14 protein-coding genes are annotated in these 12,851 nt (G+C 60.8%); 12 read left to right on the forward strand and 2 right to left on the reverse strand.

Annotated elements, in window-relative coordinates; translation table 11 throughout:
- From KVG88_RS19355 to KVG88_RS19405, 11 genes are all read left to right on the forward strand, one after another.
- Positions 1-798 (forward strand): SDR family oxidoreductase, encoded by a 798-nt coding sequence (locus KVG88_RS19355; RefSeq protein ID WP_217872458.1) that lies wholly within the window; start codon positions 1-3, stop codon positions 796-798.
- The gene (locus KVG88_RS19360) at positions 791-2,473 is read left to right on the forward strand and encodes a thiamine pyrophosphate-binding protein (RefSeq protein WP_217872459.1); all 1,683 of its coding nucleotides are present in this window, start codon (positions 791-793) and stop codon (positions 2,471-2,473) included. Before KVG88_RS19355 ends, KVG88_RS19360 begins: the two co-directional genes overlap by 8 nt.
- A gap of 10 nt (positions 2,474-2,483) precedes the next feature.
- On the forward strand, positions 2,484-3,287 hold the full coding sequence (locus KVG88_RS19365) for an aspartate dehydrogenase (protein WP_217872460.1): 804 nt from the start codon (positions 2,484-2,486) through the stop codon (positions 3,285-3,287).
- Positions 3,288-3,296: 9 nt separating this feature from the next.
- Positions 3,297-4,793 (forward strand): aldehyde dehydrogenase, encoded by a 1,497-nt coding sequence (locus KVG88_RS19370; protein WP_217872461.1) that lies wholly within the window; start codon positions 3,297-3,299, stop codon positions 4,791-4,793.
- Entirely contained in the window at positions 4,790-5,755 is a 966-nt protein-coding gene (locus KVG88_RS19375; RefSeq protein ID WP_217872462.1) for a VOC family protein, read from the forward strand. Before KVG88_RS19370 ends, KVG88_RS19375 begins: the two co-directional genes overlap by 4 nt.
- 13 nt (positions 5,756-5,768) lie before the next feature.
- On the forward strand, positions 5,769-6,086 hold the full coding sequence (locus tag KVG88_RS19380; RefSeq protein WP_217872463.1) for a hypothetical protein: 318 nt from the start codon (positions 5,769-5,771) through the stop codon (positions 6,084-6,086).
- 1 nt (position 6,087) lies between these two features.
- Positions 6,088-6,315 (forward strand): recombinase-like helix-turn-helix domain-containing protein, encoded by a 228-nt coding sequence (locus KVG88_RS19385; protein ID WP_150725541.1) that lies wholly within the window; start codon positions 6,088-6,090, stop codon positions 6,313-6,315.
- 21 nt (positions 6,316-6,336) lie between these two features.
- Complete coding sequence (locus tag KVG88_RS19390) at positions 6,337-7,371, forward strand: Rieske 2Fe-2S domain-containing protein (RefSeq protein WP_217872464.1); 1,035 nt, start codon at positions 6,337-6,339, stop codon at positions 7,369-7,371.
- Positions 7,368-7,805, forward strand: a complete 438-nt coding sequence (locus KVG88_RS19395) for a RidA family protein (RefSeq protein ID WP_217872465.1) — start codon at positions 7,368-7,370, stop codon at positions 7,803-7,805. The genes KVG88_RS19390 and KVG88_RS19395 overlap by 4 nt, the downstream gene beginning before the upstream one ends.
- Positions 7,806-7,808: 3 nt before the next feature.
- Positions 7,809-8,768 carry a PDR/VanB family oxidoreductase gene (locus tag KVG88_RS19400; protein ID WP_217872466.1) on the forward strand — a complete coding sequence of 320 codons (960 nt, stop codon included), beginning with the start codon at positions 7,809-7,811 and terminating at the stop codon, positions 8,766-8,768.
- A 389-nt stretch (positions 8,769-9,157) separates the two neighbouring features.
- A complete protein-coding gene (locus tag KVG88_RS19405; protein ID WP_217872467.1) occupies positions 9,158-10,387 on the forward strand; it encodes a putative porin in 1,230 nt (409 codons plus the stop codon).
- Between the two features lie 86 nt (positions 10,388-10,473).
- On the opposite strand, the gene KVG88_RS19410 is transcribed toward KVG88_RS19405, so the two are convergent.
- Positions 10,474-11,430, reverse strand: coding sequence for a threonine dehydratase (locus KVG88_RS19410; RefSeq protein WP_217872468.1), 957 nt, complete (start codon positions 11,428-11,430; stop codon positions 10,474-10,476).
- A gap of 97 nt (positions 11,431-11,527) precedes the next feature.
- Between KVG88_RS19410 and KVG88_RS19415 the strand changes: the two genes are divergently transcribed.
- On the forward strand, positions 11,528-12,394 hold the full coding sequence (locus tag KVG88_RS19415; RefSeq protein ID WP_217872503.1) for a helix-turn-helix transcriptional regulator: 867 nt from the start codon (positions 11,528-11,530) through the stop codon (positions 12,392-12,394).
- Here the strand turns inward: KVG88_RS19415 and KVG88_RS19420 are convergent.
- Entirely contained in the window at positions 12,389-12,841 is a 453-nt protein-coding gene (locus KVG88_RS19420; protein ID WP_217872469.1) for a VOC family protein, read from the reverse strand. The genes KVG88_RS19415 and KVG88_RS19420 overlap by 6 nt on opposite strands.
- Positions 12,842-12,851 lie beyond the last annotated feature (10 nt).

Genomic DNA, 12,851 nt, shown 5'->3' on the forward strand with positions numbered 1-12,851 from the left:
ATGAGTCTCTATCAACTGCAAGGCAGTACGGCGATTGTGACCGGTGGCTCTTCCGGCATCGGCCTGGCCTGTGTCGAGTTGTTGCTCGAAGCCGGCGCGGCCGTGGCCTTCTGCGGACGCGACGAAGATCGCCTGCGCAGCGCCGAAGAAAAACTGCGTCAACGCTTTCCCGAGGCGCGATTACTGGCGCACGTCTGCAACGTGCTCGATGCCGACTCGGTCAACGCCTTTTCCGCCGCCAGCCTTGCTGCATTGGGGCCAGCCAGCGTGCTGATCAACAATGCCGGGCAAGGCCGCGTATCGACCTTCGCCGACACTACCGACAGCGCCTGGACCGAAGAACTGAACCTGAAGTTTTTTTCGGTGATTAACCCGGTTCGCGCGTTCAAGGCACAGCTGCAAAACGAAGCGAACGCGGCCATTGTCTGCGTCAACTCGCTGCTGGCCAGCCAGCCAGAACCGCACATGGTCGCCACCTCGGCCGCTCGCGCCGGGGTGATGAACCTGGTGCGCTCGATGGCCACCGAATTTGCCGCCGAAGGCATTCGGGTCAACGGCATCCTCATTGGCCTGGTCGAGTCCGGGCAATGGCGCCGGCGTTTCGAAGCCCGTGAAGAACGGGATCTGGACTGGAGCCAATGGACCGCCCAGCTGGCTCGAAAAAAACACATTCCCTTGGGGCGCCTGGGCCTGCCGATTGAAGCGGCCCGCGCGATCCTGTTTCTGGCCTCGCCTTTGTCGGCTTACACCACGGGCAGCCATATCGATGTTTCTGGAGGCCTGTCCCGCCATGCGTAATGAAAATACTGTCACCGTTGGCGCTGCCATCACCGCGTTTCTCGAGCAATGTGACGTCAAGGCCGCGTTCGGTGTGATCTCGATCCACAACATGCCGATCCTCGATGCGTTCGCCGTACGCGGCAACATCCGTTTCGTCATGGCCCGCGGTGAAGCCGGCGCCACCAACATGGCCGATGCCTATGCCCGCACCACGGGTGGCCTGGGTGTGTGCCTGACGTCCACCGGCACCGCAGCCGGTAACGCCGCCGGGGCAATGGTCGAAGCGCTGACCGCTGGCACGCCGTTGCTGCACATCACCGGACAAATCGAAACGCCGTATCTGGACCAGGAATTCGCTTACATCCACGAAGCCCGCGACCAGCTGACCATGCTCAAGGCTGTGTCGAAGGCCGCGTTCCGCGTGCGCAGCGTCGAAACCGCGATCAGCACCCTGAAGCTGGCGGTGCAGACTGCGTTGACCGCGCCAACCGGGCCGGTGAGCGTTGAAATCCCGATCGACATCCAGTCGACGTTTATCCCGATGCCGACCGACCTGTCGCCGCTGCCGATTCCGGTGGCCGTGCCCGCACCGGAAGCGCTGGATCTGGTGGCCGAGCGACTGGCCTCGGCCACTCGCCCGCTGTTGTGGCTCGGCGGCGGTGCGCGGCACGCCGGCCCGCAAGTCAAACGCTTGCTGGACATGGGCGTCGGCGTGATCACCTCGACCCAGGGTCGCGGTGTCGTCAACGAAGACGACGAGCGCTGCCTCGGTGCATTTTCGCAAAACAAACTGGTCGAGCAGTTCCTGCAAAGTTGCGATGCCCTGCTGATCGCCGGTTCCCGCCTGCGCAGCAACGAGACGTTCAAGTACGCGCTGAAGTTGCCACGCAATACCCTGCGCATCGACGCCAACCCGGCCATCGAAGGTCGCAGCTACAACAGCGAACTGTTTATTTGCGGTGATTCGGCACTGGCGCTGGAAGGCCTGGCTGATCGTCTCGAAGGTCGCCTGCAGATCGACCCGACGTTCCTCGCCGAGCTCAAGCAAGTGCGCGATAAATCCCGTACGCAACTGGTCGCCGACCTCGGCCCGTACTCGGCCATGGTTGAACAGCTGCAAGCCCTGACCGGGCGCAACTTTTCCTGGGTGCGCGACGTGACGCTGTCCAACAGCATCTGGGGCAACCGCCTGCTGACCCTGTTCCACCCGCGTTCCGGCGTGCATGCATTGGGCGGCGGCATCGGTCAGGGGTTGTCGATGGGCATTGGCGCGGCCGTTGCGGCAGCGGAAACGGCTCCTGAGCGCAAAGTCTTCGCGCTGGCCGGTGACGGTGGGTTCATTCTCAACCTCGGCGAATTGGCGACGCTGGTGCAAGAGAACGCCAACGTGGTGATTCTGCTGATGAACGATCAACGCTACGGCGTTATCCGCAACATTCAGGACGCGGTGTACGGCAGTCGCCATTGCTACGTCGACCTGCACACGCCGGATTACTCCAAGCTGGCCGAGTCGCTGAACCTGCGCCATGGCCTGGTTACCGACCTCAAGGATTTCGGCAAGGTCGTCGACGGCGCGCTGGCGCAACCCGGCCCGTTCCTGCTGGAAGTCGACATGCTCGCCGTCGGCAGCTTCGCCACCCAGTTCGCCGGTCCGCCGAACAGCGAAACCAAAGCGCAAAAAGCCACGGCCTGAGGACTTCGCCATGTTGCATATCACCATGATCGGCTGCGGCGCCATTGGCGTCGGCGTGCTCGAACTGCTGGAGAAAGACCCGCAGCTGTGCGTCGACTACGTCATCGCCTCGACCGGCTCCGAAGAACTGGTGCGCCAACGCTTGGCCAGTTTCAAACAACCGCCGCAGGTACTGACGGCTCTCCCGGCCGACGCGCGCCCCGACCTGCTGGTCGAGTGCGCCGGCCATAAAGCCATCGAAGAACATGTGCTGCCGGCACTGGAGCGTGGCATTGCGTGTCTGATCGTCTCGGTCGGCGCGCTGTCCGAAGTCGGCCTGGTAGAACGCCTTGAGGCCGCTGCTGAACGCGGCAAGACCCGCATCGAATTGCTGCCCGGCGCCATCGGCGGCATCGATGCTTTGTCGGCGGCCAAGGTTGGCGGCCTGGACTCGGTCAAATACACCGGACGCAAACCGGCGCGGGCCTGGAAAAACACCCCGGCTGAACAGGCCTTTGACCTGGACAGCCTCACCGAAGCCACGGTGATTTTCCAGGGCAGTGCCCGCGAGGCGGCGCACCTCTACCCGAAAAACGCCAACGTCGCCGCAACTTTGTCACTGGCCGGGCTCGGCCTGGATCGCACCCACGTAACGCTGATCGCCGATCCGCAAAGCGAAGAGAACGTCCATCACTTCGAAGCCCGCGGTGCCTTTGGCGGTTTCGAACTGAGCCTGCGTGGCAAACCGCTGCTGGCCAACCCGAAGACCTCGGCGTTGACCGTCTACAGCGTCGTCCGCGCTTTGGGCAACCACGCCCATGCGATTTCGATTTAGGGGATTGCGATGACTTTCGAACAAACTTTACCCATCTGCATCGCCGGCGAATGGCGATTGGGCCGCGGTGATCGCTATGCCACGTGCTACCCCGCCACCGGCGAAACCGTTGCCTGGCTCAATGCGGCGAGCGTTGAAGACGTTGAAGAGGCCGTGCAAGGCGCCCATCAGGCGTTTTTGCACAGCGGCTGGGCGCAGCGCAAACCCCATGAACGGGCCAGCGTGCTGTATCGCATTGCCGAGTTGATCCGTGAGCGCAGCGAAGAACTCGCGCAATTGCAACGCCAGGACAATGGCAAGCCGATCAACGAAACCCGTGCTCTGGTGGCCAGTGCCGCCGGCACTTTCCAGTTCTTCGCGTCGGCTTGTGAAACCCTCGAAGAAACCATCACGCCGTCCCGTGGTGATTTCGTCAGCATGAGTGTTTACGAGCCGATGGGTGTGATCGCCGCGATTACACCGTGGAACTCGCCGATTGCCAGTGAAGCGCAGAAAGTCGCTCCGGCGCTGGCGGCCGGCAATGCCGTGGTCATCAAACCGGCGGAAATCACGCCATTGATGGCCTTGCAACTGGCGCGTATCTGCGAAGACGCAGGGTTGCCCAAAGGCCTGCTCAGCGTGCTACCGGGCAAAGGTTCGCTGCTTGGCGATGCACTGACCCGTCATCCGCTGGTCAAGCGTGTGTCGTTCACGGGTGGCACCAAGACCGGTAAACACATTGCCCACATCGCTGCCGACAAGATGATGCCAGTGTCACTGGAGTTGGGCGGCAAATCGCCGACCATCGTCCTTGATGACGCCGACCTCGACCATGCCGTGGCCGGCGTGTTGTACGGCATTTTCAGTTCTTCGGGCGAAGCCTGCATCGCCGGTTCACGGCTGTTCGTCGCTCGCGCGCTGTACGAACCGTTCATGGCGCGCCTGGTAGCCGCCGCGGCCGAGTTGCGCGTCGGCGATCCGGCGGACGAGCGGACGCAAATGGGCCCGCTGATCAGCGCCGCTCACCGCGAGTCAGTAGAACGCTATGTGGCGCTCGGGCTGGCCGAAGGCGGCCGTCTGCTGCTCGGTGGCACGCGCCCCACTGGCGGCGTTTACGACCAGGGTTACTACTACCCGCCGACCATCCTCGAAGGTTTGAACAACAGCCAGCAAGTGTGCCAGGAAGAAATATTTGGTCCGGTGCTGGTGGCCATGCCGTTTGACGACGAAGCGCAATTGCTCGAGCAGGCCAACGACAGCTTGTACGCCCTCGCCGCTGGCATCTGGACCGGCGATTACAAGCGCGCCTGGGCCCTGGGTCGAAAAATCCAGGCCGGTACGGTGTGGATCAACACCTACAAGCAGTTCTCGATTTCCACCCCGATCGGTGGCTGGCGCGACAGCGGCCTGGGCCGTGAAAAAGGCCGCCTGGGCATCCTGCAGTACATGGAACAGAAAAGCCTTTATTGGGGCATGAATGAACAGCCACTGGCCTGGGCCGGTGTGCAACGAGAGGTAGGGTTATGAGCGTTTTAGGCATTGATGAAGTCACCTACGGTGTCGAGGACCTGGAAACCAGCGCACGGTTTTTCAGTGACTGGGGCCTGAGCAAAGTCAGCGAACAACCTGACGAAGTGATCTTCGAAACCCTCAACGGCTGCCGCGTGGTGCTCGCCGACATCAACAAAGCCAGCCTGCCGCCGGCCATCGAGCCGGGCTCGACGGTGCGCGAAGTGGTGTGGGGCGTCGAAAGCGATGCCGACCTGAAACTTTACAGCGAACGAATCGCCAACGATCCGGGCTTCATCGAAGCCAACGGCCGTATCGGTTGCACTGACCCCAATGGCCTGGCGATCCGCCTGCAAGTGACCCGCAAGCGCGAACTGCAGATCGAATGCAGCGGCCATAACACCTGGCAAACCAAGGGCCGGATCAACAAGGCTGCGCCGATCTACGAACGCGCTACACCGATCGAGGTCGGGCATGTGGTGTTTTTCGTCAAGGACGTCAACGCCTGCGAAGCCTTCTATCACGAGCGGTTCGGCTTTCAGGCCTCGGATCGCTATCCGGATCGAGGTGCGTTCCTGCGCACCGCTGAAGAAGGCGGCCACCACGACCTGTTCATGCTGCAACTGCCCGCCCCTCGCGCCGGCCTGAATCACGTCGCTTTCACCGTGCGCGATGTTCACGAAGTATTCGGTGGCGGCATGCACATTTCCCGCAGCGGCTGGGCTACGGAAATCGGCCCCGGCCGCCATCCGGTGTCTTCGGCGTTCTTCTGGTACTTCAAGAACCCGGCCGGTGCGCTGGTCGAGTACTACGCCGACGAAGACCAACTGACCGGTGAATGGGAACCGCGCACCTTCGAACCCGGCCCGACCGTTTTCGCCGAATGGGCGATTGCCGGCGGCATCGATGGCAATACGCGCCGCCAGCAAAACGTCGAGGCGCCGCAAGGCAAGTTCCTGACTGACAAACCGAAGCCCTGAGCGGGCCACGAGCATGAGCGAATCATTGCTGGTGACCGTGCTGCTCAAGCACGACCAATCGAAGAACCTGGAAGACATTCAGCGACACATGAAACAGCAGGACTGGTGGGAGCGCTTTCCCCCGCAAGGCGTCGAAGTGGTGTCCTGGACCGTGGCCATGGGCCTGGGCCAGATCGTCACCCTGCGTTTGCCGCCAAGCCTGCTGCCGACCCTCAACGTCGAGCTCGAACGCTCGGCCTGGGGTGTGTTCAGCACCGAAGTGTTCCCGACTTATGACTTTATCCCCGTGCGCGAAACGATCCGCGAACGGGTACGCAACGGAGGTCAATGACATGAGCAATACCGAACCCTATCTGCAGCCCAATCAGGCCCGCAAGCGCCCCAACACCCAGTTCGAAGAGTTGCTGGGCGACTCCATCGAACGCGCCTTCGGCAATGGCGTGACCGAGTTGCCCGACCTGCTCGCGCACCTCAACCTGGCGGGTCCGCCCTGCCCGCTGACCACCGGCGAGTGGACGCCGGACGCCTATAAAACCCTGATGGCTCGACTGGGCGAATGACCCGCCAGAGGTAAATAAGAAATGAACATGAACACAACCGTTGATCCTGTAGAAAACCTCCTGGCAAATGGCTTGAAGAACCTCTGGTTCCCGGTCCTGCCGAGCGACCAACTGGGCGAGAAGCCGGTGTCGATCCGTCGACTGGGCTACAAGATTGCCCTGTGGCGTGACAATGACGGCAGCGTGCATGCCCTGGAAGACCACTGCCCGCATCGCGGCGCGCCGCTGTCCCAGGGCCCGGTATTGGGCGATCGTCTGCAATGCCCTTATCACGGCGTCGAAGTGCGTTGCGACGGCACTGTCACCAAAGTGCCCGGCAGCCCTGGTTGCAAACTCGAAGGCAGCCGCCCGACCCGGATGTTTCACACCCGTGAAGCCGCCGGCGCGATCTTTCTCTACAACGCTGCCGAACCGCACGTTGAAACGCCGCCGGAACTGGTGCTGCCCGAGCAGCTGACTTCCCCGCAGTGGAGCAGTTTCGTCTGCTACGCCGAGTGGAAAGGCGACTACCGCTACGTCATCGACAACGTCATGGACCCGATGCACGGCACCTACCTGCACAAGATGTCGCACTCCATGAGCGAAGGCGAAGCCACCGCCAAGTTCGTCACCCGCGACACCGAGAAAGGCTTCTTCTTCGAGAAGGAAGGCCAGCGAGGGGTGAACTTCGACTGGACCGAATTCATGGACGACAGCTGCCATTGGCTGCGCCTGGAAATCCCTTATCCGAAAACCGGTGGCCCGGGCGGCAACTTCACCATCATCGGCAGCTACACGCCAAGCAGCCCTTCCTTGTCGGCGGTGTTCCACTGGCGTTGCCGCCCGTTGACCGGCTGGCAACGCGATACCTGGCGGTTCCTCTACAAGAATCGTCTGGAAGCACGCCACTGGGCGGTGCTGGAACAGGACCGGACGCTGCTCGAATTCATGGAGCCGGACGCCAACCAACGGGAAAACCTCTACCAGCATGACCTCGGTGTGGTGCGTCTGCGCCGCTACCTGAAAAACGCAGCCAAGGCCCAACTGGAACTGATCGACGCGAAGCAATTGTCATGAATGCAGCGGTGCAACGTGTTCAGGCCGACTCGCTGAACGAGCCGGCCAGTAACAGCTGGTCGAATGCCTTGCTGATCGGCAATGAAGTGGTGATGTCCGGCATGACCGGTCATCCCGCCACGCGCCTGGCCGCTGAAACCGGAGCACCGCTCGACACCTATGCCCAGACCCTGGTGGTACTGGGCAAGGTTCGGGCGCTGGTCGAAGCGGCCGGTGGTCATGTCGGCAATATCTTCCGGCTCACCGTGTATGTCACCGCCATCGCCGACAAGGACGAAGTGGGCCGCGCCCGTCGCGACTTCTTCGCCGGTCAGGCGCTGTTCCCGACCTCCACGCTGGTCGAAGTGAGCGCGCTGGTGTTTCCTGAACTGCGGGTGGAGATCGAGGCCGGCGCGCGTCTCGATCTCGATTTGCGAACTGTCGAAAAGAGGTGACCGATGTCCCATTCCTCTCCAATCACCGCGCTCGTGCACACCCTGCGCTATGAAGCAGAAGGCATCATCAGTGTCGAACTGCGGCCTTATGGCGATACCGTGTTCGCGCCGTTCGAAGCCGGATCGCACATTGATCTGCATCTGCCCAACGGTCTGGTGCGCAGCTACTCATTGCTCAACTCGCCGAGCGATCAGGGTCGTTATGTGGTCGGCATCCTGCGCGATCGCAAAAGCCGTGGCGGTTCGGAATATGTGCACGGCCAATTGCGGGTCGGTATGCAATTGCCGATCTCGTCGCCGCGCAACAACTTCGAGCTCGACCTGAGTGCCAAACACAGCGTGCTGGTGGCCGGCGGTATCGGCATCACGCCGATTTACTGCATGTTCCGTCAATTGCTGGCATTGGGAAAATCCGCCGAACTGATCTACTGCGCCCGTTCTCGGCAGGAAGCGGCATTGGTGGAAGAACTCAGCGGCCTGAGTGCCAAGGTGGTTTACCACTTCAATGACGAAAAAGGCATGCCGCCGGACCTGAGCGCCTATCTGGCAGGCCAGCCCGACGACACACATTTTTATTGCTGCGGTCCGACGCCGATGCTCGATGCTTTCGAAAGCACCTGCGAAGGCCTCGGTTACCCTCATGCGCATATCGAACGATTCACCGCGGCTGAACTGCCACCGTCCGAAGACGCGCAAAGCAGTTACAGCGTCGAGCTGAAAAAGTCCGGCAAGACACTGTCGATCGAACCGGGTTTGAGTTTGCTCGATGTGTTGCTGGAGGCCGGGTGTGACATCGAGCACAGCTGCCGCGAAGGTGTGTGTGGTTCGTGCGAAACGCGGGTATTGGAGGGTGATGTCGACCACCGTGACGGTGTGCTGACCAAAGCCGAGCGTGCCGCGAACAAATCAATGATGGTGTGTGTATCCGGCTGCAAGAGTCGGCGGTTGGTACTCGACCTGTAACACTTTGCTCCACTTCATCTATTGAACAGGCCGACAACATTGTCGGCCTTTTTTTATGCGCGTGAAGTTAAGACGCACAGTTAACGTGCACTTTGGTTACCCCTGAAGGCTAGCGTTTCACGGGCAATACAAAAAAATCCGCTTCCCATATAAACAATTGTTTTCAATGGATTTATTTCAGAATAAAGGCACCACCAGCAGTTGGCATACTTTCTGCTCTTTCCCTGTCAGGTTCATAGGTCAGACACCGTATTGCCTATGAAACAGCCAATATAAAAACGCTCTCTACTTAGCAACATTTGAATGTTTTCAGCCATTGCCACTTTCAAGGCAAGCGCAGAAGTGTTGCCGGTCACTTTGTAGGGCTCAACATTGCAGGGGAAGTCAGCATGAAGAATTACGTGATAGGTCTGGGACTGATGTTGGGCAGTTGCATCAGTTTGGCGGGCGAACCCGGGCCTGCTGCGCCAGAGACACCGGCCAACGTGAAAAAGCCGTTCCCGCATATCGCCTGGCGTAGCGATGACGGCCAAAGCAGCCTGGACATCGGCGGCGCCTTGCGCACCAATTACCGCGACGAGCATTGGGACACCACCGAAAACAATGGCCGGTTTCTGTTCGACACCTTCCGTATCGATGTGCAAGCGACTTACAAGAACCTCTACAGCGATGTCGGCTACTGGTTTCAGGACGACGGCAAACGCTCCATCGATCGCGGCTTCGTTGGCTACCGCTTCAACAGCAACTCCAACCTGCAAGCAGGAGCACCGTTCAAACCGTTCGGGCTGGAACCTTACCCGCAATTCGGCTGGAGTTATCACCTGCCCTTCTTCATGGGTTACGGGGTCAGCGCGGGTACCGGTTTGAAGTACAGCTACAAGGACAAGGAGTGGGATCTGCAGCTGGGCTACTTCCCGCGCATGCTGCCTACCGACATCCGCTACTCGCCGGAAGTTGGCCGTTATGCCGACCTGAAGGACAACGCGATTCCTTTCACCCAGTCGCGCCAGGATAACGAGAAGCACAACCAGATAAACGCCCGCGTCGCGCGGACTTTCGTCAACGACGGCTGGAAAACCGAGATCGGCGCCTCGCTGGCCACCGCACAACTGTATAACGCCACGACCAAAGATGACGGCGATTACTGGGCCGGCGGCATCCACGCCATCATCAACGCCGGCCAGTGGACCGTCAGCACCCAAGGCATTCGTTACGAGTACGACCCGAAAAACCCGACCGGCGTCAGCGATGACTCGATACTCATGGGCAGCAACGGGCTGACACCCGCTTACCTGATTGCCGCCAAAGCCACGGTCGCTTCGTTGAACGTCAGCTACGACATCCCCACGCCAAAACTGGGACAGCTGAAGAAAATCAAGCTGTACAACGACTACAGCCGCATGATGAAAGACGAAAACGGTTGGGATGACTCGCAGATGTACACCGTGGGCGCGCAATTCCTGGCGATGCCGATCATGGCATGGGTCGACTTGACCTGGGCGAAGAACGCCAACCCCTACGGCGGAGCGGAAAATGGTACGGGGTTCACCAATACCAATTCAATCGGCAGCAATCAGTGGTACTACCGAACCAACGTCAATATCGGTTACTACTTTTGATTCACCGGTAAAGGTCCGGGTCGACGGTTGCCCTTTGCAAACGGCAACCATCGACCCACTGATCGAGCGTCAAGACGTTTTCAGGTTCACGCAATCACTGTCGCATACACCGATTTGTCCACATTTGCCCCGGACAGAATCACCCCAACGCTTTTCCCCTGCATGGCTTCACGCTCCTGCATCAGCGCTGCCAAGGCCGCCGCGCCGGCCCCTTCCGCGAGGTTATGGGTGTCGGTGTAGTACACGCGCATGGCCTCGGCGATTTGCTCGTCAGTGACCGAGACGATCCGCGATGCACCCTCTGCGTAGACGGCAAAGGCTTCCGGCACGGGTTTGCGCACCGCAAGGCCATCGGCAAAGGTGTTCGCCGTGGCGGTTTCGCGGATGTCTCGCGCATCGAACGATAACTGTGCCGCCGCTGCTTCAGTGGAAACCACACCCACCACGCGGGTGTTCAGGCCCAGCGCATCTCGGGCGGCGATTACCCCGCAAATGCCCGATCCACAACCGATCGGCACGTAGACGGTGTCCAGTGGCGGCGCCGCCTGGAACAGCTCCAGCGCATACGTGGCCACGCCTTTGACCAGCTCTGGATGGAACGGTGGAACCAGATACAGGCCATGGATTTGTGCCAGGCGTGCCGCCTCTTCGCGGGCCTCGTCGAAATCGCGGCCGTACTCCACCACTTCGCCGCCGAAGCCGCGCATGGCGTTGTTTTTCTCCACCGAGTTCCCTTGCGGCACGACGATCAAGGCGCGCAAACCTACCGCGGCGGCGGCCAGCGCCAGGCTCTGCCCGTGATTGCCACGGGTCGCGCTGACAATGCCCTTCACGTCCGGGTGTTCGCGCTTGAGCCAATGCATGAAGGTGATGCCACCGCGCACTTTGAACGCACCGGTCGGCGTGTGGTTTTCGTGCTTGACCCACACCGTGCAGCCCAGCCGCTCAGCCAGCAAGGGCCAAGGGTACTGGGCGGTCGCAGGCATGACCTGATAGACGCGCTGCGCCGCTTGTTCGATATCGTCACGAGTCAGTCTGTGCATGAGCAATTCCCCCAGAGGTTTTGCCCAGTCTAGACATGGCGACCCTCTGCCGGCTTTCAGAAAACTGACCTGACTTTTGTGCCCACTCTTGATTAGTATGGTTTTCATGAGCCATCGAACCCGCCCGCCATCACCACCGCCAGAACCGGTCCGCCGTGTCGAGGCCGGGCCGTGGGCGATCGAATTGCTTCCCGGCGCTGCCTATTCCGCCCGCTATGTCGCCAGCCAATCGGCGATCGGCTTTGCCTACGACAGCCAACGGGGCCTGCACGCGATCGGCAGCGACCGGGTTCTGCCCTTCGATGCCATACCCAACGGCCTGGCGTTTGTCCCTGCCGGGTGTGACGTACTGTCCGAATCCCCCAGGGGCGGTGAGTACCTGCGCGTCGTACGCACTGATGGCGTGGCGTTGGTTGGCGACCGTGCATTCAACAACCGCATCGACCCGCAAGCGACCCTTCTCGCCCTGCGAATCCGCAGCGCATTGTTGCAGGGTTCTGTGGAGGAAGACTGGGAAGCCTGGGCGTTCGCATTGGCAGAACGGACCACCGGCAATGAAACGGCCTCACCGCCAACCCACGGCTCGATAACCGGCAGCCGGATGCGCTTGCTCGATGAGTTCATCGACGCAGGCCTCGACGGCCCGCTCGGTGTGCCGGCCATGGCGCAGTTGCTGGGGTTGTCCGAAGGCTATTTCATGCGTGCCTTCAAAAACGCCACAGGCAAAAGCCCGCATAGCTATCTGATTGACCGCCGCCTGGCCAAGGCCCGCGCCTTGATGCAAGACTGCGCAGCCACACTGACGGAAATCGCCTACCGCTGCGGTTTCAACTCTCAGGCGCACATGGCGACCGTGTTCAAGCAACGCCTTGGCGTAAGTCCGGCGCAATTGCGCAAAAGTTCGCGGTTTGGTGAGTGTCCGAGGCTGGACACGCTCGGCATCGACTGCGAAAAACGCTCATGATGGGGCTTGATGCCCGAGCTCTTGGGCAAGGCCAATGAGAATGCCTTCAGGGCCGCGGATGTAGCAGAGCCGATACGCGTTTTCGTACTGGACCACTTCGCCGACCAATTGCGCACCGCGTTTGTGAAGCCTGCCGAGGGTGTCGTCGATGTCCTCGACAGTGAACATCACGCGCAGGTAACCGAGCGCGTTCACCGGAGCATTGCGATGGTCGGCGACCACAGGCGGCGCGAGAAAGCGGGAAATCTCCAACCGGCTATGACCGTCCGGTGTACGCATCATGGCAATCTCGACGCGCATGCCGCGCAACCCGGTGACGCCATCGGCCCAATCGCCTTCGATGGGCGCACGGCCTTCAAGCTCAAGGCCTAGTTCGGTGAAAAATTCAATGGCGGCTTCGAGGTCGTCTACCACGATGCCGACGTTGTCCATACGCTTGACTGTCATGATGTTTTAA

It is taken from the genome of Pseudomonas azerbaijanoccidentalis, assembly GCF_019145495.1.
Taxonomy (GTDB): domain Bacteria; phylum Pseudomonadota; class Gammaproteobacteria; order Pseudomonadales; family Pseudomonadaceae; genus Aquipseudomonas; species Aquipseudomonas azerbaijanoccidentalis.